The following is a 24,321-nucleotide window of genomic DNA, read 5'->3' as shown; positions in this document are numbered from 1 at the left end:
GGATGTCCTTATCGAGGGCTGATGACGCGGCCTTGATGGTCCACCAGCGGGCCGCTGAAGTGCGCGCCGCCAGCGTCCAGTACCAGGCTGGTGCCGCCGATTTGCAGGGTGATGTTCTGGGCGCTCATGACCAAGCTGGCGGCGCCGACTTTGACGTCTACCTGTTCGCGCGAACCGCTGAACGTGGTGGGGCCGTTGACCCAATTGAAAATGTGGCTGGCATCGTCATAGTCGCTTTGGGTGCCGTCCTGATGGCGTCGTCGGGTCAATGTGGCAACGCTGGAGACGGGCGGAAACTGACTACTGTTGAGGCCGAACAAGGCCACAGACTGCCCACCGCCTTCGCCGCCGCCGTAGTTGAGCAACAGGCATTGTTCACCCACCGACGGGATACGCGTTTCGGTTTGTCCGCCTGCGCTGGGGTTGAAAAAGCGGATCGCCGGGGTGAGCAAATCACCGTGGCTGACCTTGCAGGTATTGCTGGCGGCATCGACCGACTGACACGTGCCGATCCGACAAAAACTCTCGGCGCGTCGATACAGGTCTTCAAGTTGGGTTTCCATCTCTGCCAGGCGCTCGACAATCGGCCCCAGCTGCATGCGTAACAGCGCGTCGAACATGGGCTACTCCGCCAGTGGTTTGTATTGGTCGGGATCGTCGATGTTCGACACTTCCCAGGTGCGGGCAAACAGCGGCTGTCCGGTAGGATCTGTGAGTAATACCGGCCCGATGTAGACGGTCTGGGTGAAGGAGACAGTCCAAGTGTCGTAGTCCGTTTCTGCTGTTGTTGCAGCAACCGGAGCGGCGACGATATTTATCGGCAAATCGCACTGGGCCAATGGCAGGCCCCAACGGTTATCCAGCACCTGGTCCATCAGTTGGCTGGCCAGGTCGCAGGCATCAAACGGCAGCGCACCCGGCGCCACCATGGCCCGGAGAGAAATCGTCAGGGCGTGAGCCTTGCGCCCTTCGCGAGAGCGAATGCCTGGGCCATTGCCTTCGACCGTGATCAACACGCCGGTTTTATCCAAGGCGCCCTGAAAATCCTGGTGATTGCCGACCTTCAAGTTCGGGAAGGCCGCGTGCAGCGCCGCGCCTATGGCGTTGGGCAGTTGGGATGGCTTTTCGATAAGGGTCATATTAAGTAGCATCCTTGCAACGGTTACTGCGGGTCTTGGCCGGAGCCTTGGTTGACCCCGATGCGCTTGGCGGCCCAGCGTTCATAAAGGCCAATGGCGACATCGGCACCGGCCATCGCGGTGAGGCAACCAATGGCGCCGGCGGTCCAGATCGACATGCCGGCGGCGTAGCACAGCATCAGGGCTGAAACCCCGCAGACCATGCACGCGCCGGAGCGCAGGGCCAGGCGGCGGATCAGCGACCAGCCACGTGCGCCTTCTTTGTCGGCGCGCCACATTTCGCCGGATACACCGCCGATCACGGCCAATACGATGACCAGCCAGATAGGCATTTCCGCTAACGCTTGTTGTTCATTTGTCATGTCACGCCTCCTGGCTGAGCACTCAATAGTCCATTTTTCATTTACACATGCTTCGATAGGTCGGCATTCCAAAAAGCCCGGTTGCCCGGGCCTTTCAGTAATGATTTCCTCGAACGTTCGGCGCTACTGGCGCGGTACGGTTCTTTCCTCAATGTTTTTCCGACCACGATCCCTGTCTGCCGGATAACTGCTTCTGGTGCTTTACGCTGCACACCCGGGTCAGTTGCCAACCCTCTGAACCGTTAAGGCCGGTTCATCGCTGCCTGTTTTTTTTGAAGCGGTGTAACTAAAGAGCGTCGGCATCCTTGCCGGTGTTGCCTGGCATCCCTGCCATCGCTTCGATGGCGTCCTTGCCGATGTTGCGTGCCTTCCTTGTCACTTTCCTTGGCAGCATCCTTGCCGCCTCCACCACCTTGTTGGCTGGCTTGAGATGGAGAATATGCATGTATGCATATACAGTCAATGCACAAATGCATTTATTTTTGCTATCGGAATGCACCAGCGCATTTCGAACCTTATGGGCCAGGGGTTTACCGGTTTTCTACGGTCGAAAAAAAGCCCGCACATGGGCGGGCTTTGTCTTACGCAAGGAGGTTAACGGGCGTACATGCCCCACCAGAACACATGGCCGAGGATGCTGATTTGCTCATCCTGGATATCCTGGAAGCTGTAGTCCTCGTCCGGGTGCTCATCGCGATTGAAACTGCGCAGGCGAATCCCGGAAGGCAGGCGGTAGAGCTGTTTCACCCGCAATTGGCCATTGTGATTGATGGCATACAAGTCGCCATCGACGATGTCGCCAATGCCGCTCTTGCCCGCATTCACCCCAACCGTCGCGCCGTCGCGCAGCACCGGCAACATACTGTTGCCACGCACTGTCACGCATTTGGCCTGGTCGAACTGCACACCGTTGTGGCGAAGGCTGCGCTTGCCGAACCGCAGGCTGGCCTTCTCGCTTTCCTCGATGACGAATCTTCCTGATCCAGCAGCCAATTCAACCTCGCGCAAAAAGGGGATCGACACCTCGTCATCATTAACGGGCGTGTCGTCGTCCCACAGGCTTATGTCCTTGAGTTCCGAATGCATCGGGTCGCGCCCGTCATCGCGCCCAGCACCCATCGCCGCGCGCCCGCGCAAGTGGTCGGTGCTGACGCGGAAGTACTCGGCGATGCGCGAGATGTGCTTGTCCGACGGATCAACGATCTTGCCGCTGAGGATCCGCGAGAGTGTGGATTGAGGCACGCCGGTACGCCGGTGAAGCTCCGTGGGGGAGATCCGGTCGCGGTCCAGCAGCTCTCTTAAGACGGTTGAAACGTTGCGTTTTTGCATAACGGCGATAGTGCCGGGAGTTTTTGGGGTTGGCAAATGCTAAATTGCATATTTTATGCAATATCAAAAATTTTCAACCTCTGCCCGGCTGCGTTCGGCCGCTGACACGCCCTATGAGGGTTTCAAATAGCGATAAAGTGTCTGACGACTGATATCAAAATCACGCGCCAATTTAGATTTGTTTTCTCCTGCGCTGGCTCGGCCAATCAAACTGACCACCTGATTGCCAGACAGTTTTTTCTTGCGACCGCCGTAGCACCCACGGACCTTTGCGGCAGCGATTCCGGTTGCCTGTTTCTCCCTTCTTGTGGCGCGTTCGAACGCCGCAATCCGCTCCATTACCGCAATGATGGTCTCCACAACCTCAAGACAGTCATGCCGGAAAATCAGGTTTTCGTTTAGAAACTCCAGCGTTACCTGCTTTTCAATCAGCCGTCGAATAAGAGTACACAGTTGTTCGGTACTGGAAGTCAGCGAGGTCATGCTATCGACCACCACGGTATCCCCGCACTGCAGGTAGCGAATGAGTCTTTCCAGGCCAGCGCGATTTACCGCCTCGTCTGCTGCCTCATCGCAAAACACCGCGTCAAATACATCACGGCTGGGTATGTTCTCGATGCTATCGCAGGGCGCTTGCAGAGAGTGCCGGAAATATCTAATGCGATAAGATCTCATGGTGCCTCCTTGGCAATAGTTGTACAAAGTCCTTTTTATACTTGTACAAACTGTAACTAAATCACTAAATCCTTACACATCCGTAACACTGAAGCCACCCAAAATACACAGTTGCAAAGACTTGAACTTGTCTTATCATTTTGAGGCCTGGATTAATCCTAACAAGTTTTTGACACAGCGTCGATTTTGCATTCATTGGATTTACGCAACAGCGTTAAATACCCATTGTTTTCCAGTTCAAACAGTTGACGTGGCCGGCTTGACAAGGCTGGCAATTCCCTGACGCAAGCAGAGGATGAATGGATGAAAGTCTTGGAAAAAGCCGTTGAAGTTGATCGGCTAACTACCGATCAGGAAAAGATCGATACGGTTACCCGCAGCATTACCGAGCATGGCAATTACCTGCGCGAACGTTATCCGATCTTGCTGCGCCAGGATGCGCTGGGCGCAAGTGTCATGGTGTTTTCACTGGTGGGCATGGTTATCACAGGAGGTCTCTACATCAAGGGTTTTATCCCCGCATGGCTGTGCATTTTTATCAATGCGCTACTGACTTCGCTTATTCATGAAATCGAGCACGACTTGATTCATCGTCTTTATTTCAGGAAAAAGCCACTGGCCCATAATGCCATGATGTTTTTTTGCTGGCTGGCCCGACCGGGCATGCCCAGTCCTTGGTTAAGACGCAGTCTGCATTTTCACCATCACAAAGAGTCCGGAACTGATTCAGATGTCGAGGCCTGGATAACGACCAGTGGTAGCCCGTGGGGAATACTGCGCTTATTGAAACTGATGGATGGTTTTATATTTGGTTTTCTAAACGCGATTTTTGCACCTGGATGGCGGCAAAAGATTAAGTTGTTAGGCAAGATTATTCGGCTCAACACACCTTTCGGCCTGTTGTATTGCGGGTGCTGGTATGTGTTCCTTGGCTACCACGCAACTGTCTGGTTTGGCTCAATCATGGGCCAGGAGGTTCACCCTTCCGCTGCAACGCCGGGGTTAATCGAGATAGTTAACAGCGCCGTTGTTATTCTGATCGCGCCTAACTTAATACGCCAGTTCTGCCTGTTTTTCATCAGTTCAAACATGCACTATTATGGCGATGTTGCCGCGCGCAATCCGTTACAACAAACTCAGGTGATGAACCCCTGGTGGTTGTGGCCGTTCCAGATGTTCTGTTTCAACTTTGGCAGCACGCACAGCATTCATCACTTTGTGGTCAGAGACCCGTTCTATCTTCGCCAGATGACGGCACCCTATGCGCATAAAGTCATGGCGCGAGCCGGTGTCAGATTCAATGACTTCGGCACCTACAAGCGCGCGAATCGTTATTCCACGAAGCACGCTCACACTCGGTCGCGGGGGTGAGTGCCATCGCGCTCGCACGTATCAAGGGCAGCACTACAACGACAAGGAGTCTGAAGTATGAAAGCACAAGGGATCTGTGCGCAGCAGTTCGCAGCGGTCAGGCAAGCCTTCGAGGACATTTTTGATGATCCGCAGGAGCGTGGTGCAGGGCTGTGTGTGCAAGTAGACGGAAAGAAGGTTATCGACTTATGGGCCGGTACGGCGGATCAGGAAGGCACCACGCCCTGGCGCCACGACACGCTGGCCAATACCTTTTGCGTGGTAAAACCCTACGTCGCGGTGGCCGTGCTGATGTTGGTTGAACAGGGCAAGCTGGAGTTGGATGCATCCGTGGCCCGCTACTGGCCTGAGTTCGCCCAAAACGGCAAAGCCAAGGTGACCTTGCGTCAGGTGATGAATCACACCGCGGGCCTGCCGGCACTGCGAGCCCCCGACCATAACGCCATGATGTATGACTGGGAGCATATGGTGCGGGTCCTGGAGGCCGAGCCGCTTTGGTGGGAAGCGGGAGCAGACCTTGGGTATGGCACCACGACGTTTGGCTGGATCCTGGGAGAGCTGATTCGCCGGGTGGACGGGCGTGATCCCTGTGTCTTTATTCATGAAGAGATTCTGGATCCCCATGCCCTCGACGTTCACCTTGGCGTGGACGCAAAAGACTTTCATCGCATTGCTCGTTTCGACGCTGCCAGCGGACGCATTGGTGACAGTTACTCGCAAGCGTTGCGCACGGTGCTCAAAAACGAGCCATCGCACATTGCGACACTCGCCTTCACCAACCCCGGTATGGTGCCCAGGCGGACCAGTGACCCACGCTGGTGGGCCTATCAGCAACCGGCGGTGTGCGGGCATGGCACAGCGCACGGTTTAGCCGGTTTTTACACGGCATTAATGGCCGGACACTTTATCGGTCGCGAACTGCTCAATGAGTTCACACGAGAACACAGTCACGGCATGGACCGGGTCTGGATGCGCCCAATGCGTTATGGCTTGGGCTGCATGCTGGAACAGCAACGTGATCCGACGGCTTCCCACGCAATGGGCCCGGGCACCTTTGGCCATATCGGGCTGGGTGGTCCGATAAGCTTCGCCGACCCCGAGAGGCGAGCGAGCTTTGGGTTTGTCACCACGACTTCGGGCAGTCATTCGATGATTGACCCTCGGCCTGGAAGGCTGTCATCACTGGTGTATGCAGCGCTTTGAGCGGGTTGCCCTGCGGGTGGAGTTCTTGGTGTCTGGAATGTGCCAACCGATCAGGGAGCGGTTTTATTGTACGAGAGGGTGTATCTGAGCCGCTCACCACGCGGTGAGTCTTGTTGGGTCCTGCGCCCCGTCGACGCCCGTTGATTCACTTTCATTGACTATGTAGCAACTGTCCACGCTACGCCTGCCGTCGGTGTAGACCACAAAGCCCCCAAGCCCTTTGTCACAATCGTGCAGATACACCGGCGACAGTTCTCGTTGCTTATCAATTTGCGTATTCAAGCGAACGATATAGATACCCATGGACACCGACACACACACAACCAGTGTGAGGCATATGGCTACCTGCCAGGCGTAGCTGACGCCGTCGTTATGGCTGTGCATTGGCAACGCCGTACGCACGTGTCTGCTCGATGTGCTGGCCCATCAGAAACCAGACGCCGCCTCCCAGACGCACAAACTGCCCCCGGGACGGCAGGGCGCTGGCCATCAGGCCGAAAAAAATCAACGCTAACAAAGCGCCTTTGATCATCGAGGACAGGTTCATGGCTGTGCCGCTCTCAGGATATGAAGAGCCTGAGCTTAAACAGTGATGGGTTAACGTCAGGTAAACCTGCAGAGAACCCCTGCTGACTTCCGCTATCCTTCGGGCCATAAATGACAAGCGTCCAAGGGGACATCCCGTGCATATTCACCTGCTGCTGGTCGAAGACAATCTCGATCTGGCCACTACCGTCATTGAATACCTGGAGATCAGCGGCATCGTCTGCGACCACGCCAGTAATGGCCAGACCGGGCTTAACCTGGCACTTGAGCAGCACTACGACGTCATTATCCTGGACATCATGTTGCCGCGTTTGGACGGCCAGCAATTGTGTGAACGGTTACGCCAGCAAGGCAGTCAGACGCCCATTTTGATGCTCACTTCATTGGATGCTCTGTCGGACAAACTCGCCAGCTTTGCTGCGGGCGCTGATGACTACCTGGTGAAGCCATTCGAGTTGGCCGAACTGGTGGCCAGGATTCGAGCACTGAGCCTGCGCCGCAGTGGTCAGGCCAGTCGCCTGCAGGTGGATGACTTGGTGATGGAGCTGAGCACCCGTAAAGTCAGTCGCGCCGGGCAAGCGCTGCATTTGTCGCCCATTTGCTGGACCTTACTGGAGCACCTGATGCGTGCCAGCCCAGAACCCGTACCACGGGAACGCCTGGAAACAAGCATCTGGGGCGACGAGCCACCCGACAGCAATACGCTTAAAGTCCATATGCATCGACTGCGCAAGACGGTAGACAAACCCTTTGGTCGACCCTTGATCCACACGCTTCCCGGGGTCGGTATTCAGGTAAAACCCCATGCGTAACGCCCTGAGTTTGAAATGGGTGATCAGTGGGAGCTTTCTGCTGCTGATTACTGTGGTCCTAGTGATTTACAGCCAATTGCTGCCTGCATTCACTGTGCGCGGGTTGCTCTACACCGCCAGTGCAATGATGGAAGAGGAAGCCCAGTATTTCACCAGGCACTACAACAACGACCCGACCACGCCGCCTCCAGGCAACTACTTCTATACCGGCGTCATCGGCAAGCAGGCGTTACCGGAAAACGTTCGCCAGATACTGGCGACACCACCGAGTCTGTCCTTCGGCGCGGTGCATATCTTTGGCGACCTGTACTCCGATGACGACGACGCGCCGATTCAGATAATCCTCGAGCAGCCCCTCGGTGATGGCAAAATTCTTTATATGTACGACGTCGACCACGATCATGAAGCCGGGGGTGAGGTCGAGACTCCGCTGTCCGACGCCTACTTTGACCAGGTACTGCGTAGCGTTGCGCTGATCAGCCTGGCGGTATTTGTGCCGGCGTTGATCATCATCGCATTACTGGTCTGGTGGTTGGTCCGCCCGCTGGGGCGTCTGGCCCAATGGTCCAGTACGCTGAAAAATCCGGAAGCCTTGTCTGGCAAACGGCCGGACTTCAGCTTCAAAGAGTTCAACATGCTGGCTGATGTACTGGCCCAAAGCGTTGAGCAGGTTCAGGCCGCCAGCCTGCGTGAAGAGCGCTTGTTGCGCTATACCAGTCATGAACTTCGGACCCCGCTGGCCGTGCTCAAGGCCAATATTGAATTGCTGGCCATGCAGTCCGGCGGCGTCCTGCCACCGCCCTTGCAACGTATCGAACGTTCGGTGCTGAACATGCAACTGATCGCCGAGACGTTGCTGTGGATGAGCCGCGAGAACCCCGAGCCATTGCCGCAGGAACACATTGACGTCAGCGAGTTGGTTGGCGAGTTGATTCAACAGCATCGCTACCTGATCGGTAACCGGGATATCGACTTGATGATCAACATCCACACCGAGCCCTGCCTATTGCCCCCCACGGCGTGTCGCATTGTGATCGGTAACTTCCTGCGCAATGCGCTGCAATACGCAGAAGACGGCACCGTGGAAATCAGTTTCAAGTACCCTCAGTTGCGCATCATCAACCACATCAGGGAGATCAAGTCGCGGCAGGAATCTAACGATTTTGGCTACGGGCTGGGGCTGCAGTTGATGCGCCAGCTATGTGCAAAACTGGGCTGGCAGATTGAAGTGGTGCTCGAGCAACAACGCTTTACCGTGATTCTCGACTTTACCCGCGTGCGGGCCTTAGATAATGGGGGAAGTACAACTGAGGGGACTGATTTATTTTCTGGATAATAATTAAATTGATCTGTCCCCTTGCCGCCCCGGTCTATGCGGCGCTTTGAGTGGGTTAGCTTTCGTACGGGAATAGTTCAGGGGTAAATTCGTTTTCTGTGACGCAATATCCCCAGTTGCACCCATACCCCCACCACGCTACCCTCCCCTCCGTCGCTGCCAATTCAGCGACCGGGCCTGATAACCCGGCAAGATGCAGGCGCACCTAGCGCCCCCAAAACCCGATTTGCTGGCGTTTTTTTTCGCCCAACATTTCGTGCAATGGCGGCTGTGCGTGGGAGACCTTCGGGTCTGCCGGGTTCCTGTATCTCCGGTTTATCAGCCTGCGCACAGCTGCCACCCAATTCGCCTGATAACGAATGTGGCAGCTCTCAATTGATATGGGAGTTTTACCGATGACCGCTACAGATCCGTCTGCGTTAACCACCCTCGGCGTCACCCCCTTCTCCTTCCACTGCGACCAACCGCTATTCCGCGTCAACAGCGGCGTCTCCCTGCACGAAGCCTTGCACCATGCCTCGGACCTCCTCCACGTCGCCAAGCAACTCGCCGAAGATGCGGCGATGACCAAGGAAACGGACCGTTACGCCTGGGCGTCGCATTACTTGCAGGAGATGGTCAAGGCGGTGGTTGATGATGTGGTGAGGGTGTTGGATTCGCCCGGTAACCTTCAGTAAGGGGCGAGTGAAAAACCGGTGCGGCGCCTGATTCCGATCACTCAAGAGATAGCTCAAGCACCGCTAACCTGTGGCGAGGTAGCTCGCCACAGGTTCGGTGTTCATTCTTGAGAGTGATGGCCATTGGGCGCTGCGCCATTTTTGGCTTTTACCTGGCTGTTTGTGACCTGCGAACCCTCGACCTCGCGTGTTAACCTTGCCGCCATCGCAAAATTAGCAGGGCCAAGTGCCCCATCTTTGCCCCACTCCTTTTAACGAATTTGCTAACTATCTGATGAGTAAAAACACCTCCGATCTGTCTTCCCACACCCCGATGATGCAGCAGTACTGGCGCCTCAAAAACCAGCACCCTGATCAGTTGATGTTCTATCGCATGGGCGATTTCTACGAGATCTTCTACGAAGACGCGAAGAAGGCCGCCAAGCTGCTGGACATCACCCTGACCGCGCGTGGGCAGTCGGCGGGGCAGTCGATTCCGATGTGTGGGATTCCTTACCATTCGTTGGAAGGTTATCTGGTCAAGCTGGTGAAGCTGGGTGAGTCGGTGGTGATCTGTGAGCAGATCGGCGACCCGGCGACCAGCAAAGGGCCGGTGGAACGTCAGGTGGTGCGCATTATTACGCCGGGCACGGTGAGTGATGAGGCGCTGCTGGATGAGCGTCGTGACAACCTGATCGCAGCGGTGTTGGGCGATGAGCGTTTGTTCGGCCTGTCGGTGCTGGATATCACCAGCGGCAACTTCAGCGTGCTGGAGATCAAGGGCTGGGAGAACCTGCTGGCGGAGCTTGAGCGCATCAATCCGGTGGAGTTGTTGATTCCGGATGATTGGCCCAAGGATCTCCCGGCGGAAAAGCGTCGTGGGACCAAGCGTCGTGCGCCGTGGGACTTTGAGCGCGACACGGCGCTGAAAAGTCTGTGCCAGCAGTTCTCGGTGCAGGACCTTAAAGGCTTCGGCTGCGAGACCCTGACCCTGGCCATCGGCGCTGCCGGTTGCTTGCTCAGCTACGCGAAAGAAACCCAGCGCACCGCCCTGCCGCATTTGCGCAGCCTGCGCCATGAGCGCCTGGATGACACCGTGGTGCTCGATGGCGCCAGCCGTCGCAACCTCGAGCTGGACACCAACCTGGCCGGTGGCCGCGATAACACCCTGCAATCAGTGGTCGACCGTTGCCAGACGGCCATGGGCAGCCGTTTGCTGACCCGTTGGTTGAACCGCCCACTGCGCGACTTGACCGTGCTGCAAGCGCGCCAGACCTCTATTACTTGCCTGCTGGATCGCTATCGCTTTGAGAACCTGCAGCCGCAGCTTAAAGAAATCGGTGATATCGAGCGCATTCTGGCGCGGATCGGCCTGCGCAATGCGCGGCCACGTGACCTGGCGCGCCTGCGCGATGCGTTGAGCGCGCTGCCGCAGCTGCAAGTGGCCATGACCGAACTGGACACGCCGCACCTGCAACAACTCGCCGTAACGGCCGGCACTTACCCGGACCTCGCGGCGCTGCTGGAAAAAGCCATTATCGACAACCCGCCGGCGATTATCCGTGACGGCGGCGTGCTTAAAACCGGTTACGACAGCGAGCTGGACGAGCTGCAATCGCTGAGCGAAAACGCCGGGCAGTTCCTGATCGACCTGGAAGCCCGCGAAAAAGCCCGCACCGGCCTGGCCAACTTGAAGGTCGGCTACAACCGCGTACACGGCTATTTTATTGAGTTGCCGAGCAAACAGGCCGAGTCGGCGCCGATTGATTATCAGCGTCGCCAAACCCTTAAAGGCGCCGAGCGTTTCATTACGCCGGAGCTTAAAGAGTTCGAAGACAAGGCCCTGTCGGCCAAGAGCCGTGCCCTGGCGCGCGAAAAGATGCTGTATGAAGCGTTGCTCGAAGATCTGATCAGCCGCCTGGCGCCGCTGCAAGACACCGCCGCCGCCCTGGCGGAACTGGATGTGCTGAGCAACCTGGCCGAGCGTGCGCTGAACCTTGACCTGAACTGCCCGCGGTTTGTCAGTGAGCCGTGCATGCGTATCGTGCAGGGGCGTCACCCGGTGGTGGAGCAGGTGTTGACCACGCCGTTCGTGGCCAACGACCTGTCGCTGGATGACGACACGCGCATGCTGGTGATCACCGGTCCCAACATGGGTGGTAAATCCACCTACATGCGCCAGACCGCCTTGATCGTGTTGCTCGCGCACATCGGTAGCTTTGTGCCGGCAGCCAGTTGCGAGTTGTCGCTGGTGGACCGCATTTTCACCCGGATCGGTTCCAGTGATGACCTGGCCGGTGGGCGTTCGACATTTATGGTGGAAATGAGCGAAACCGCCAACATCCTGCACAACGCCACCGAACGCAGTTTGGTGCTGATGGACGAAGTGGGACGCGGCACCAGCACCTTCGATGGTCTGTCGCTGGCATGGGCGGCAGCCGAGCGTTTGGCGCATTTGCGCGCCTATACGCTGTTTGCCACGCACTATTTCGAGCTGACGGTATTGCCCGAAAGCGAGCCGTTGGTGGCCAACGTGCACCTCAATGCCACTGAGCACAACGAGCGCATCGTGTTCCTGCACCACGTGCTGCCGGGGCCGGCGAGCCAGAGTTACGGCCTGGCCGTGGCGCAGTTGGCGGGGGTTCCCGCGCAAGTCATCAGCCGTGCCCGCGAACACCTGAGCCGCCTGGAAGAAACCGCCCTGCCCCATGAGATTCCGGTAGCAAGCCCGGCCAAAACCAACGCCAAACCGAGCGCGCCGCACCAGAGTGATATGTTCGCCAGCCTGCCCCATCCGGTGCTGGATGAGTTGGCAAAGCTTGACCTGGACGGCTTGACGCCGCGTAAAGCGCTCGAAATGTTATATGCACTGCAAGTTCGGATATAACGCACAGGCTTGCAAGCTGGTAGACTCTCGCGCGGTTTGGGATGCTGCAGGTTATTAGCCTGGCCTGCAGACTATCGCTCCCGAACCTCGCGAGCCCTGCCACAAAGGGTTTCGCTGCCGCCGCCTGAGGAGAGAATTAGAAATGACCTTCGTCGTTACCGACAACTGCATCAAGTGCAAGTACACCGACTGCGTCGAAGTGTGTCCGGTGGACTGCTTCTACGAAGGCCCGAACTTCCTGGTTATCCACCCGGATGAGTGCATCGACTGCGCCCTGTGTGAACCAGAATGCCCGGCCGTCGCTATTTTCTCCGAGGACGAAGTCCCGGCAGAGATGCAGGAATTCATTCAGTTGAACGTCGAGCTGGCGGAAATCTGGCCGAACATCACTGAGCGCAAAGATCCGATGCCTGATGCAGCGGAGTGGGATGGCAAGAAAGGTAAGATTGCAGACCTCGAGCGCTGAAAGCGCCGCCGCCCAATAAAAAAGGCCCCTTGCGGGCCTTTTTGCGTTTCTGGGTGGTCGGTTTCACTTTTCTGCAGGCAAAAAAAGGGGCGGTATGACCCGCCCACATTTTTTCCCTAGTCCCTGTATTCCTTTTCATCATCCTGATGAATCGCATCCTGCGACGTTCCTTCAACCATCGTTCCTTGATGGCTGTGCCAATCCGTGGACACAGGGCTGATCTTAGAGAGTTCCGAGGGAAGTTCAATGGGATCCAAGTGATCGGCTGGCAGACTTGAACGCCCATTCAAGTATAAATAATTGTTATTTTTCATGAGGATAGAAAATTCGCTCACCGTTTCGAGATGGACATGCCCAGTTAAAAAACCAATCACTTACGAAAAAGTAAGCAAATGCTTACACGTGCAATTGCGCAAAGGCGTAATTGAGAACCGTTGACTGATCAGCACGCATAAAAAAGCCCCGACAAGATCGAGGCTTTTTTCATTCAGCCGACTCAGTCGTCGCTGACAGTGATGGTCGGCATCGCCGGTGCGGCCGCTTCCTGCAGGACGATCCGCGCGCCCACATGACGGGCCAGCTCCTGGTACACCATAGCGATCGGTCCATCAGGCTCCGCGGCCACGGTCGGCTTGCCGCCGTCGGCCTGCTCACGAATTTCCATCGCCAGCGGCAACGACGCCAGCAATTCAACCCCGTATTGGGTCGCCAACTTTTCGCCACCGCCTTCGCCGAACAAATGCTCGGCGTGGCCGCAGTTGGAGCAGATGTGTACCGCCATGTTTTCTACGACGCCCAGCACCGGGATGTTGACCTTGCGGAACATCTCCACGCCTTTTCTGGCATCCAGCAGCGCCAGATCCTGAGGCGTGGTCACGATCACCGAACCGGCCACCGGCACCTTTTGCGCCAGGGTCAGTTGGATATCGCCAGTACCTGGTGGCATGTCGATCACCAGGTAATCCAGGTCGCCCCAGGCGGTCTGGGTGACCAGTTGCAGCAAGGCGCCGGAGACCATCGGCCCGCGCCACACCATCGGCGTGTTGTCGTCGGTGAGGAAGGCCATGGACATGACCTCCACGCCCAGCGACTCAATCGGCACAAACCACTTCTGGTCCTTGACCTTGGGCCGCGTACCTTCGGCGATGCCGAACATTACGCCCTGGCTTGGGCCGTAGATATCGGCGTCGAGGATGCCCACGCGCGCACCTTCGCGGGCCAGCGCAAGCGCCAGGTTGGCGGCGGTGGTGGATTTACCCACGCCGCCCTTGCCGGAGGCCACGGCGATGACATTCTTGACGTTGGCCAGGCCCGGAATCTGCGCCTGGGCCTTGTGCGCGGCAATCACGCACTGGATGTCGACCTTGGCCGAGCGCACGCCCTCCAAGCCTTCGATGGCCATTTGCAACATCTGTGCCCAGCCACTCTTGAACAAACCGGCGGCATAGCCCAGTTCCAACTGGACCGACACCTGGTCGCCCTGGACCTCGATGGCACGTACACAGCCGGCGCTGACCGGGTCCTGGTTCAAATAGGGGTCGGTGTACTGGCGAAGAACGGCTTCCACCGCTGCGCGATTGACGGCGCTCATGGGCTACTCCCGAAAAAAGACTGACTGAAACAGGCGGCTATCCTAACCGTTCCAGCCGCCCAGCGGCATGCTTTCGAGACCTGGGAAGATTCAGAAACAGCACCACGGGGTGAAATATATTTCCCGGCGCTTTATAGTGGCCGACCTCCGTTTCATCAAGTAGCCGAGCCCCATGTCCGAGCCACGCAAGATCCTCGTCACCAGCGCCCTGCCCTATGCCAATGGTTCCATCCATCTTGGCCATATGCTTGAGTACATCCAGACCGATATGTGGGTGCGCTTCCAGAAGCATCGCGGCAACCAATGCATTTATGTCTGCGCGGACGACGCCCACGGTTCGGCCATCATGTTGCGCGCCGAGAAGGAAGGCATCACCCCGGAACAACTGATCGCCAATGTGCAGGCTGAACACAGCGCCGACTTTGCCGAGTTCCTGGTCGATTTCGACAACTTCCACTCCACCCACTCCGAAGAAAACCGCGAGCTGTCGAGCCAGATATACCTGCGCTTGAAGGAAGCCGGGCACATCGACCAGCGTTCGGTGACCCAGTATTTCGACCCGGAAAAGAAAATGTTCCTGGCCGACCGCTTCATCAAGGGCACCTGCCCTAAATGCGGCACCGAAGACCAGTACGGCGACAACTGCGAAAAATGTGGCGCGACCTATGCACCGACGGACTTGAAGAACCCGAAGTCGGCAATCTCCGGCGCCACCCCGGTGCTCAAGGATTCCCAGCACTTCTTCTTCAAGCTCCCGGATTTCCAGCAAATGCTGCAAACCTGGACCCGCAGCGGCACCTTGCAGGACGCCGTGGCCAACAAACTCTCCGAATGGCTCGACAGCGGCCTGCAGCAGTGGGACATCTCCCGCGATGCGCCGTACTTCGGCTTCGAGATCCCGGGCGAGCCGGGCAAGTACTTTTATGTGTGGCTGGACGCGCCGATTGGCTACATGGCCAGCTTCAAAAACCTCTGCGACCGCACGCCTGAGCTGGACTTCGACGCGTTCTGGGCCAAGGACTCCACCGCCGAGCTGTACCACTTCATCGGCAAGGACATCGTCAACTTCCACGCGCTGTTCTGGCCGGCCATGCTCGAAGGTTCGGGCTATCGCAAGCCGACCGGTATCGCCGTGCACGGCTACCTGACGGTCAATGGCCAGAAAATGTCCAAGTCCCGTGGCACCTTTATCAAGGCGCGCACCTACCTGGACCACCTGTCGCCGGAATACCTGCGCTACTACTACGCCGCCAAGCTGGGCCGTGGTGTCGACGACCTCGACCTGAACCTGGAAGACTTCGTGCAGAAGGTCAACTCGGACCTGGTCGGCAAAGTGGTCAACATCGCCAGCCGTTGCGCCGGTTTTATCCACAAGGGCAATGCCGGTTTACTGGTGGCTGAAAACGCCGCACCGGAACTGACCGAAGCCTTCCTGGCCGCCGCGCCAAGTATCGCCGACGCCTATGAAGCCCGTGACTTTGCCCGCGCCATGCGCGAGATCATGGGCCTGGCCGACCGCGCCAACGCCTGGATCGCCGACAAGGCACCGTGGTCGCTGAACAAGCAGGAAGGCAAGCAAGCTGAAGTCCAGGCTATCTGTGCCACGGGCGTCAACCTGTTCCGCCAATTGGTAATCTTCCTCAAACCGGTGCTGCCATTGCTGGCCGCTGATGCCGAGGCGTTCCTCAACGTCGCGCCGCTGACCTGGAACGACCACGCCACCTTGCTCAGCAACCATCAGTTGAACGAGTTCAAGCCGTTGATGACGCGTATTGATCCGGTGAAAGTCCAGGCCATGACCGACGCTTCGAAAGAAGACCTGGTCGCCAGCCAGACCGACACCGGTTCGGCTGCGCCCGCCGGTAACGGTGAGCTGGCCAAGGATCCGATCTCGGCAGAAATCGACTTCGACGCCTTTGCCGCTGTAGACCTGCGCGTTGCGCTGATCGTCAAGGCCGAGGCCGTGGAGGGTGCCGACAAGCTGCTGCGCCTGACCCTGGACCTGGGTGGCGAGCAACGTAACGTGTTCTCCGGCATCAAGAGCGCCTACCCGGATCCTTCCAAGCTCGACGGCCGCTTGACCATGATGATCGCCAACCTCAAGCCACGCAAAATGAAGTTTGGCATCTCCGAAGGCATGGTGATGGCAGCCGGCCCTGGCGGCGAAGAGATCTACCTGTTGAGCCCTGACAGCGGTGCCAAGCCGGGTCAGCGTATCAAGTAAGCCCGCAAAGCCCGTCTGCGGCAAGCGGGCCTCCCGTGGCAAACGGGCTGCCTGTGGCGAGCGGGCTTGCCCCGCGTTGGGCTGCGCAGCAGCCCCAATAAAGTCGCCGCATTTGGCCTGTTAAACCGAGTGCCTGTACCAAGGGCCGCTCCGCGCCGCAACGCGGGGCAAGCCCGCTCGCCACAGAACGCGCGCTCGCCACTACAGGCACTGTTTGTTCAACCGGCATACCAATGATCACCCCATGAACTTGATTCAACGTATCGACGCGCTGCTGCCGCAGACCCAATGCGGCAAATGCGGGCATCCGGGTTGCAAGCCTTACGCCGAGGGCATCGCGTTGGGTGAGGCAATCAACAAGTGCCCGCCCGGAGGGCAAGAAACCATTGCCGGCCTGGCCCTGCTGTTGCGCGTGCCGGTGTTGGAACTGGACACCAGTCGCGGCGAAGCCCCGGCCCAGGTCGCCTACATCCGCGAAGCCGAATGCATCGGCTGCACCAAGTGCATCCAGGCGTGCCCGGTGGATGCGATTGTCGGCGCCGCCAAGTTGATGCACACCGTGATCATGGATGAATGCACCGGCTGCGACCTGTGTGTTGCGCCCTGCCCTGTGGATTGCATTGAAATGCGTCCAGCGACCACTGTGCTGGCGATTGTCGGCGGCCTGGCGGCCGATGATGGGCAACGCCATGAGCGCGGCCTCAAGCGCGACCGCGCGCGGCGGCGCTTTGAGCAACGCAATGCGCGGCTGCAACGCGAGGAAGCGCATAAACTCGCCGAGCGCCTGGCGCGGGCTAAACGTTTGGCCCCGCCGGTTGCCCCTGTGCAAGCCGATGACGCTCAGGCGGCCCGGGATACAGCGGTCAAGAAGGCCAAGATCACCGTTGCCATGAGTCGCGCCCAACTGCATAAATCACTCAAGGCATTTGGACATCCACCGACCTTTGAGCAGCAGTCGCAGTTGATCGTGCTGCAACAGCAGTTCGAAGCAGCGGAGCAGGCGCTGGCCGCACTGGAAGTACAGAGCACACCGACGCCAGCAACGGCACCGAGTAACAGCGCCGATCTCAAGCGCGCTAAAATCCAGCTGGCCATGCACCGCGCAGCATTGAAGAAAGCCCAGGATCTAAACGCCACACCACAGCAACTGGCCGAGGCGCAAAGCAAAGTCGATGACGCACAACGCCAAGTGGATACTCATGACAGCGTTTAAACCCGCGCTAAACCCTGCTGTGTGTATTACTACAATCGCGCTGATCGCCTGCAAGGAACCACCTGCCCCATGAACGCCGCAAAACGCCTGGAAATTTTCCGCAGGTTTCATGAAGACAATCCGGAACCCAAGACCGAGCTGGCCTACTCGTCGCCGTTCGAGTTGCTGATTGCGGTGATCCTGTCAGCACAATCCACGGACGTGGGCGTCAACAAGGCTACGGCCAAGCTGTACCCAGTGGCCAATACGCCAGCGGCCATTTATGCCTTGGGTGTGGAGGGTTTGTCGGAGTACATCAAGACGATCGGCCTGTACAACAGCAAGGCCAAGAATGTCATTGAGACCTGCCGCTTGTTGGTTGAGCTGCACGGCAGTGAAGTGCCACAAACCCGCGAAGCCCTGGAAGCCCTTCCCGGCGTAGGCCGCAAAACTGCGAACGTGGTACTCAATACCGCGTTCCGGCAACTGACCATGGCAGTGGACACGCATATTTTCCGCGTCAGCAACCGAACCGGCATCGCGCGTGGCAAGAATGTGGTCGAGGTAGAAAAGCAGTTGATGAAGTTTGTGCCCAAGCCCTATCTGCTCGACTCCCACCACTGGCTGATCCTTCACGGGCGCTATGTGTGCCAGGCCCGCAAGCCTCGCTGCGGGAGTTGCCGCATCGAAGACCTGTGCGAGTACAAGGACAAAACCTCGGACGATTGAGGGTTCATTGGTTTTCTCGATCAGTCGATTGAAAAAATCTTTTTTACCCGTTCGTGGATTATCGTTATAAGGAGCGCCAACGGCAGTCTTAGCCTGGAGTTAACCTTATGAGCACTGGCAAAGAACAACTGGATGTAGAAGACGATCTCGTTGATGTGGCGGAAGACGAAGGGGACGCCCCTGTGGCAGAGGTGGCCAAGACCAATTTGAGCAAACGCCGCACTATCGACAACCTGTTGGAAGAGCGACGCTTGCAAAAACAACTGGCCGATTACGACTTCGACCTCTGATCGATGCGCTGACGGCCGGAAGCCTCCCTGACGGAGGCTTTTTTTTTGCCGGGTTTTCGGGTTTTGGTGCAAAACCGCACCGCGTCTACACGAGGCCGTTGCGCTGGGCCAGCTCGATCAGGTCCACAAGGGAGCGTGCATTGAGCTTGAGTAACAGGCGGGTCTTGTAGGTGCTGACGGTTTTGTTGCTCAGGAACATGCCATCGGCAATTTCCTTGTTGGTTTTGCCTCGGGCCAGTTGCTGCAACACCATCATCTCGCGACCCGACAAGCGTTCAACCATGTCCGCCTCGCTGGCATTGCCCATGGTCGAGCGTACCGAGTTGAGCGCCTGGTTGGGGAAATAGCTGTAGCCGGAAAGTACAGCCTTGATGGCGCTCAGCAGCTCGGTCAGGTCCTGCTGCTTGCATACGTAGCCCGCCGCCCCCGCCTGCATGCAGCGCATGGAGAAATGGCCGGGTGCCTGAGACGTCAGCACCAGCACCTTGACGGGTGTAGCCTGCTTGGTAGACGCCAGCCGACAGATAACTTCCAGGCCATCGAGCTTGGGTATCCCGATATCCAGTATGACAATGTCCGGCATATGTTCCCGTGCAAGTTGCAGCGCATCGACGCCGTTATCAGTCTCGGCAACGACTTCATAACCATGACGTTCCATTAGCATGCGCACAGCAAGTCGAATGACGGGATGATCATCCACGATCAGCACTTTATTCATGAGAAAGTCCAATTTCGCTGTTCGAATTATTTAGAGCAAGCACAATAGCCTAGTCGTTTCCTAGTTGGCATAGCGCTCCCCCCCAAGCAACAGCAAGCAGAGACCCAACCCACAACGATATAGGAATTAACCTACAAAAAAACACAAACTCAGGTGCAGGGAATTTTATGCAACCCTTCAGAACTTTCCGGGGCCATACATATTTCGAGTGAAATATACGCCGCAGAATGGGTACGAGGTAAATGTACCGCACATGACTTTCAGGAAATACCCCTTGCTTATGGCAGCTAGGCCAGTGAGCAGCTGAAAAGAAATCAACTGATTTAGTTCCATTCAACATACCTGTTTACATCCCTATTTCCTACAGAAGTTTCAGCGCCCTACATACTCGCTGTACTTAGGTAGTGAATTTTCCGTAAGACATAGTTCCTGTGCAGGTGTAAAAAATTCATTCAACCGTACAGAAATAAACACGCCATCGCTGAAACGGCCGAATTCAACTTCAACATTCAACAAACCTTAAACAGTCAGACCGCGTTTAAACATCAGCTTGCTTTTAAATGCGCCCGTCTTTATATGCAGGCAAAAAAAATGGCCCCTTGGACTAGGGGCCATTTTTACAACGAGGGTCGCACTCAGAACAGCTTGCGACCCTTGTTGGCGGCGATGCGCATACGCAACGCGTTCAGCTTGATGAAGCCTGCCGCGTCCGCCTGGTTGTAGGCGCCACCGTCTTCTTCGAAGGTGGCGATGTTGGCGTCGAACAGCGACTCATCAGACTTGCGACCGGTAACGATCACGTTGCCCTTGTACAGCTTCAGGCGCACGACGCCGTTCACGTGGACCTGGGAGGCGTCGATCATCTGTTGCAGCATCAGACGCTCCGGGCTCCACCAGTAACCGGTGTAGATCAAGCTGGCGTACTTGGGCATCAGCTCGTCTTTGAGGTGAGCCACTTCACGGTCCAGGGTGATCGACTCAATGGCGCGGTGAGCGCGCAGCATGATGGTGCCGCCTGGGGTTTCGTAGCAACCACGGGACTTCATGCCCACGTAGCGGTTCTCGACGATGTCGAGACGGCCGATACCGTGTTCGCCACCGATACGGTTCAGGGTCGCCAGCACGGTGGCCGGGGTCATTTCGACGCCGTCCAGTGCAACGATGTCGCCGTTGCGGTAGGTCAGTTCCAGGTACTGGGCCTTGTCTGGAGCGTTCTCCGGGGAGACAGTCCATTTCCACATGTCTTCTTCGTGCTCGGTCCAGGTGTCTTCCAGCACGCCGCCTTCATAGGAGATGTGCAGCAAGTTGGCGTCCATCGAGTACGGGGACTTCTTCTTGCCGTGACGCTCGATCGGGATTGCATGCTTTTCAGCGTAATCCATCAGCTTTTCACGGGACAGCAGGTCCCATTCACGCCAAGGAGCAATCACTTTCACGCCTGGCTTGAGCGCGTAGGCGCCCAGTTCGAAACGCACCTGGTCGTTGCCCTTGCCGGTAGCGCCATGGGAAATGGCGTCGGCGCCGGTTTCGTTGGCGATTTCGATCAGGCGTTTGGCGATCAGCGGGCGTGCGATGGAAGTACCCAGCAGGTACTCGCCTTCGTAGACGGTGTTGGCGCGAAACATCGGGAAGACGAAATCGCGGACGAATTCTTCGCGCAGGTCGTCAATGTAGATCTCTTTCACGCCCATGGCTTGCGCCTTGGCACGTGCAGGTTCGACCTCTTCGCCCTGACCCAGGTCAGCGGTGAAGGTCACCACTTCACAGTTATAAGTATCCTGCAGCCACTTGAGGATCACCGAAGTGTCCAGGCCGCCGGAATACGCGAGAACGACCTTGTTTACGTCGGCCATGCCATCACTCCACGGGGTTGTACGGAAAGCCGTCGATTCTACCGACCAAAACCGTGAATTTACAGAGGCGCGACAGCAAATGAAGATAAAGCGACAGATTATGTCGAGCGGGCGACCGATGGTCGCACCTTATGACGTGTGTGCCGCGCTGCTCGGGCCAGTGGCCTGGGGTGCCGGTTTCTCGGGGGCAGCCACGCGTTCGAGCTGAATATTCACGCGACGATTACGGGCGCGGTTGGCGGCATTGGTATTGGGCGCCAGTGGGTAACTTTCACCGTGAAAACGCAGGGTGATCTGCGATTCCTGAATGCCATTGGCCTTGAAGTAGTCCATCACCGCCAGGGCACGACGGCGCGAGACGTCACGGTTGGTCAGGCGGTTACCGCTGTTGTCGGAATGACCATTGAGCTCGACGTGATTAACCGTCGGGTCGGCTTTCATGAACGCGAGAATCACGTCCAGCTTCTTCTTGGCAGCGGCGTCCAGCTGGATACCGCCGCCGGGGAAGCCGACTTCAGTCTGTTTGACCTGATCGTAATTCATCGGCAATAGCTTGGTGGTGCACAGTTGATAGTCGTTGAAGGCCTTGTTGAATTTCACCGGCAACAGGCGGACTTCCGAGTAGCCGCCCTCACGCCCGTAATGCCGCACCGTAGGGCTACGCCCCTCCAGCAAACCCGTGAACAAACGCCCGGCCTGGGCCTGGGAGCTGTTGAACAGCACGTCGCCACTGCCAACACGCACGGCGCCCAAGTTGATATCACCACGGCCCGGTTGCCAGGGTGCCGCCGCAGCCAGCAAGGTCGCCGAGCCCGCTCCGAGCGCGCCGCTATAGGCTTTCAGGCGAAATGTCGCCTGCTCGCCGGCCCGGCGCACAAACTCACCCGAACCGAAATCGGTGATCGGCTGGGCCAGGCGGCACTCGAATTGGTCGCCTTCCACCTTCCACTCAATATTCTCCAGACGTGTCTGGAATGTGAGTGCCATCGCAGGCAGGCTGGCGAACACACTGAGCAGGGCTAGATAATGCTGGCGCACGGGAGGCTCCACTGGTTTCTACAACACTTCAAAGCGTCATACGTCGTTAAGGCATACCCAGGGATATCGGACACGTGCGGCAAAACTTGATAGCGAGTGCCTGCAAGAGTCTTTTCCGGTAGCATTCCCACCAGATTGACCCGCCTGGAATCCCCAATGTCCGACCGCCTGACCCTGCTGCGTCCCGACGACTGGCATATTCATCTTCGCGATGGTGCTGCGTTACCCCAAACCGTGGCCGATGTAGCGCGCACGTTTGGCCGCGCGATTATCATGCCTAACCTGGTACCTCCGGTGCGTAATGCCGAGCAAGCCGATGCCTATCGCCAGCGTATCCTCGCTGCGCGCCCGGCCGGCAGCCGCTTCGAACCGTTGATGGTGCTCTACCTCACCGACCGTACCCAGCCTGCCGAAATCCGCGAGGCCAAGGCCAGCGGTTTTGTGTACGCCGCCAAGTTGTACCCGGCGGGCGCGACCACCAACTCCGACTCCGGCGTGACCAGTATCGACAAGATCCTGCCGGCAATCGAAGCCATGGCTGAAGTCGGCATGCCGCTGCTGATCCACGGTGAAGTCACCCGTGGCGATGTGGATGTGTTTGATCGTGAAAAGATCTTCATCGACGAGCATATGCGCCGCGTGGTCGAGCTGTTCCCGACCCTCAAGGTCGTGTTCGAACACATCACCACCGCCGACGCCGTGCAGTTCGTCAACGAGGCTTCGGCCAACGTCGGCGCGACCATCACCGCGCATCACCTGCTCTACAACCGCAACCACATGCTGGTGGGCGGGATTCGGCCGCACTTCTATTGCCTGCCGATCCTCAAGCGCAACACCCACCAGGTGGCCCTGCTGGACGCCGCTACCAGCGGCAGCCCGAAGTTCTTCCTCGGCACCGACTCGGCGCCCCACGCCCAGCACGCCAAAGAAGCTGCGTGCGGCTGTGCCGGTTGCTACACCGCGTATGCCGCCATCGAGCTGTATGCCGAAGCGTTTGAACAGCGCAACGCCCTGGACAAGCTCGAAGCCTTCGCCAGCCTCAACGGCCCGCGCTTCTACGGCCTGCCGGCGAATACCGACCGCATTACCCTGGTTCGTGAAGACTGGACCGCCCCTGCCAGCCTGCCGTTTGGCGAGCTGACTGTTATCCCGCTGCGCGCCGGTGAAACACTGCGCTGGCGCCTGCTGGAGGAAAGCAAGTGAGTGAAGACCATTACGACGACGAACACGAGCACAGTGGTGGCGGCTCCCGCCACCCGATGGCCGAGCGGTTTCGCGGTTATCTGCCGGTTGTCATCGACGTAGAAACCGGTGGTTTCAACTGCGCCACCGACGCATTGCTGGAAATCGCCGCGACCACGATCGGCATGGATGAACAGGGTTTTGTGTTCCCGGAACACACCCACTTCTTCCGTGTGGAGCCGTTTGAAGGCGCGAATATCGAAGCTGCAGCCCTGGAGTTCACCGGCATCAAGCTCGATCACCCACTGCGCATGGCCGTGAGTGAAGAAGCGGCGCTGACCGATATCTTCCGTGGTGTGCGTAAAGCGTTGAAGGCCAATGGCTGCAAACGCGCGATCCTGGTGGGCCATAACAGCAGCTTCGACCTGGGCTTCCTGAATGCTGCCGTGACGCGGTTGGACATGAAGCGCAACCCGTTTCACCCGTTCTCCAGCTTTGACACCGCCACGCTTGCGGGCCTGGCTTACGGCCAGACCGTGCTGGCAAAGGCCTGCCAGGCGGCCGGTATCGACTTTGACGGTCGTGAGGCCCACTCGGCACGCTACGACACCGAGAAGACTGCCGAGCTGTTCTGCGGCATCGTCAATCGGTGGAAGCAAATGGGCGGCTGGGAAGACTTCAACGACTGAGGCTGACGCCTTTGTGGTTGTGGCGAGGGAGCT

General features: G+C 57.8%; 24 protein-coding genes. 13 read left to right on the top strand and 11 right to left on the bottom strand.

Features of this window, described 5'->3' with window-relative positions; genetic code table 11:
* Nucleotides 1-8 precede the first annotated feature (8 nt).
* The 6 genes from HBO23_RS02570 to HBO23_RS02545 form a co-directional block, all read right to left on the bottom strand.
* Nucleotides 9-620 (bottom strand): phage baseplate assembly protein V, encoded by a 612-nt coding sequence (locus tag HBO23_RS02570; RefSeq protein WP_170036399.1) that lies wholly within the window; start codon nucleotides 618-620, stop codon nucleotides 9-11.
* A 3-nt stretch (nucleotides 621-623) separates the two neighbouring features.
* Entirely contained in the window at nucleotides 624-1,139 is a 516-nt protein-coding gene (locus tag HBO23_RS02565; protein WP_170036397.1) for a hypothetical protein, read from the bottom strand.
* Between the two features lie 23 nt (nucleotides 1,140-1,162).
* Complete coding sequence (locus HBO23_RS02560; RefSeq protein ID WP_053254660.1) at nucleotides 1,163-1,501, bottom strand: phage holin family protein; 339 nt, start codon at nucleotides 1,499-1,501, stop codon at nucleotides 1,163-1,165.
* A 286-nt stretch (nucleotides 1,502-1,787) separates the two neighbouring features.
* A complete protein-coding gene (locus tag HBO23_RS02555) occupies nucleotides 1,788-1,946 on the bottom strand; it encodes a hypothetical protein (protein ID WP_017137056.1) in 159 nt (52 codons plus the stop codon).
* Between the two features lie 149 nt (nucleotides 1,947-2,095).
* A complete protein-coding gene (locus HBO23_RS02550; protein WP_169985843.1) occupies nucleotides 2,096-2,839 on the bottom strand; it encodes an XRE family transcriptional regulator in 744 nt (247 codons plus the stop codon).
* A 102-nt stretch (nucleotides 2,840-2,941) separates the two neighbouring features.
* Nucleotides 2,942-3,505, bottom strand: coding sequence for a recombinase family protein (locus HBO23_RS02545; RefSeq protein WP_170036395.1), 564 nt, complete (start codon nucleotides 3,503-3,505; stop codon nucleotides 2,942-2,944).
* 303 nt (nucleotides 3,506-3,808) lie between these two features.
* Here HBO23_RS02545 and HBO23_RS02540 point away from each other — a divergent pair, with 303 nt between their 5' ends.
* Both HBO23_RS02540 and HBO23_RS02535 read left to right on the top strand, forming a co-directional pair.
* Nucleotides 3,809-4,876: a fatty acid desaturase gene (locus tag HBO23_RS02540; protein WP_170036393.1), complete on the top strand. Its 1,068-nt coding sequence runs from the start codon at nucleotides 3,809-3,811 to the stop codon at nucleotides 4,874-4,876.
* A 57-nt stretch (nucleotides 4,877-4,933) separates the two neighbouring features.
* A complete protein-coding gene (locus tag HBO23_RS02535) occupies nucleotides 4,934-6,079 on the top strand; it encodes a serine hydrolase domain-containing protein (RefSeq protein ID WP_170036391.1) in 1,146 nt (381 codons plus the stop codon).
* 370 nt (nucleotides 6,080-6,449) lie between these two features.
* On the opposite strand, the gene HBO23_RS02530 is transcribed toward HBO23_RS02535, so the two are convergent.
* Complete coding sequence (locus tag HBO23_RS02530; protein ID WP_170036389.1) at nucleotides 6,450-6,626, bottom strand: hypothetical protein; 177 nt, start codon at nucleotides 6,624-6,626, stop codon at nucleotides 6,450-6,452.
* Between the two features lie 136 nt (nucleotides 6,627-6,762).
* On the opposite strand from HBO23_RS02530, the gene HBO23_RS02525 reads away from it, so the two are divergent.
* The 5 genes from HBO23_RS02525 to fdxA all read left to right on the top strand — a co-directional run bounded on the left by HBO23_RS02525 (nucleotide 6,763) and on the right by fdxA (nucleotide 12,782).
* Entirely contained in the window at nucleotides 6,763-7,437 is a 675-nt protein-coding gene (locus HBO23_RS02525; RefSeq protein WP_138451275.1) for a response regulator transcription factor, read from the top strand.
* Nucleotides 7,430-8,773 carry a HAMP domain-containing sensor histidine kinase gene (locus tag HBO23_RS02520; protein ID WP_170036387.1) on the top strand — a complete coding sequence of 448 codons (1,344 nt, stop codon included), beginning with the start codon at nucleotides 7,430-7,432 and terminating at the stop codon, nucleotides 8,771-8,773. The genes HBO23_RS02525 and HBO23_RS02520 overlap by 8 nt, the downstream gene beginning before the upstream one ends.
* 395 nt (nucleotides 8,774-9,168) lie before the next feature.
* The gene (locus HBO23_RS02515; RefSeq protein WP_170036385.1) at nucleotides 9,169-9,450 is read left to right on the top strand and encodes a DUF3077 domain-containing protein; all 282 of its coding nucleotides are present in this window, start codon (nucleotides 9,169-9,171) and stop codon (nucleotides 9,448-9,450) included.
* A 274-nt stretch (nucleotides 9,451-9,724) separates the two neighbouring features.
* Nucleotides 9,725-12,316, top strand: a complete 2,592-nt coding sequence (mutS, locus tag HBO23_RS02510; RefSeq protein ID WP_170036383.1) for a DNA mismatch repair protein MutS — start codon at nucleotides 9,725-9,727, stop codon at nucleotides 12,314-12,316.
* Nucleotides 12,317-12,458: 142 nt separating this feature from the next.
* Nucleotides 12,459-12,782: a ferredoxin FdxA gene (gene fdxA, locus HBO23_RS02505; protein WP_003208688.1), complete on the top strand. Its 324-nt coding sequence runs from the start codon at nucleotides 12,459-12,461 to the stop codon at nucleotides 12,780-12,782.
* 496 nt (nucleotides 12,783-13,278) lie between these two features.
* Here the strand turns inward: fdxA and apbC are convergent, their stop codons facing one another.
* Complete coding sequence (apbC, locus tag HBO23_RS02500; protein WP_017137049.1) at nucleotides 13,279-14,373, bottom strand: iron-sulfur cluster carrier protein ApbC; 1,095 nt, start codon at nucleotides 14,371-14,373, stop codon at nucleotides 13,279-13,281.
* 172 nt (nucleotides 14,374-14,545) lie between these two features.
* On the opposite strand from apbC, the gene metG reads away from it, so the two are divergent.
* From metG to HBO23_RS02480, 4 genes are all read left to right on the top strand, one after another.
* Nucleotides 14,546-16,597 (top strand): methionine--tRNA ligase, encoded by a 2,052-nt coding sequence (gene metG, locus HBO23_RS02495; protein WP_017137048.1) that lies wholly within the window; start codon nucleotides 14,546-14,548, stop codon nucleotides 16,595-16,597.
* Nucleotides 16,598-16,841: 244 nt separating this feature from the next.
* Nucleotides 16,842-17,810: an electron transport complex subunit RsxB gene (gene rsxB / locus HBO23_RS02490; protein WP_099548519.1), complete on the top strand. Its 969-nt coding sequence runs from the start codon at nucleotides 16,842-16,844 to the stop codon at nucleotides 17,808-17,810.
* Between the two features lie 69 nt (nucleotides 17,811-17,879).
* Nucleotides 17,880-18,518 carry an endonuclease III gene (gene nth, locus HBO23_RS02485; RefSeq protein ID WP_017137046.1) on the top strand — a complete coding sequence of 213 codons (639 nt, stop codon included), beginning with the start codon at nucleotides 17,880-17,882 and terminating at the stop codon, nucleotides 18,516-18,518.
* 107 nt (nucleotides 18,519-18,625) lie between these two features.
* Entirely contained in the window at nucleotides 18,626-18,808 is a 183-nt protein-coding gene (locus HBO23_RS02480; RefSeq protein WP_017137045.1) for a hypothetical protein, read from the top strand.
* Nucleotides 18,809-18,893: 85 nt separating this feature from the next.
* On the opposite strand, the gene HBO23_RS02475 is transcribed toward HBO23_RS02480, so the two are convergent.
* From HBO23_RS02475 to HBO23_RS02465, 3 genes are all read right to left on the bottom strand, one after another.
* The gene (locus tag HBO23_RS02475; protein WP_017137044.1) at nucleotides 18,894-19,526 is read right to left on the bottom strand and encodes a response regulator transcription factor; all 633 of its coding nucleotides are present in this window, start codon (nucleotides 19,524-19,526) and stop codon (nucleotides 18,894-18,896) included.
* 635 nt (nucleotides 19,527-20,161) lie between these two features.
* Entirely contained in the window at nucleotides 20,162-21,379 is a 1,218-nt protein-coding gene (locus HBO23_RS02470) for an argininosuccinate synthase (protein ID WP_003208700.1), read from the bottom strand.
* A 129-nt stretch (nucleotides 21,380-21,508) separates the two neighbouring features.
* Nucleotides 21,509-22,417 (bottom strand): OmpA family protein, encoded by a 909-nt coding sequence (locus HBO23_RS02465; RefSeq protein WP_170036381.1) that lies wholly within the window; start codon nucleotides 22,415-22,417, stop codon nucleotides 21,509-21,511.
* A 156-nt stretch (nucleotides 22,418-22,573) separates the two neighbouring features.
* On the opposite strand from HBO23_RS02465, the gene pyrC reads away from it, so the two are divergent.
* Complete coding sequence (gene pyrC, locus HBO23_RS02460) at nucleotides 22,574-23,620, top strand: dihydroorotase (RefSeq protein ID WP_017137042.1); 1,047 nt, start codon at nucleotides 22,574-22,576, stop codon at nucleotides 23,618-23,620.
* Entirely contained in the window at nucleotides 23,617-24,288 is a 672-nt protein-coding gene (gene rnt, locus HBO23_RS02455; RefSeq protein ID WP_017137041.1) for a ribonuclease T, read from the top strand. Before pyrC ends, rnt begins: the two co-directional genes overlap by 4 nt.
* Nucleotides 24,289-24,321: the final 33 nt, after the last annotated feature.

Origin of the sequence: Pseudomonas sp. WS 5532 (assembly GCF_012985445.1) — a bacterium.
GTDB classification, from domain to species: Bacteria; Pseudomonadota; Gammaproteobacteria; order Pseudomonadales; family Pseudomonadaceae; genus Aquipseudomonas; species Aquipseudomonas edaphica.
This window is presented reverse-complemented; position numbering and strand designations above follow the sequence as displayed.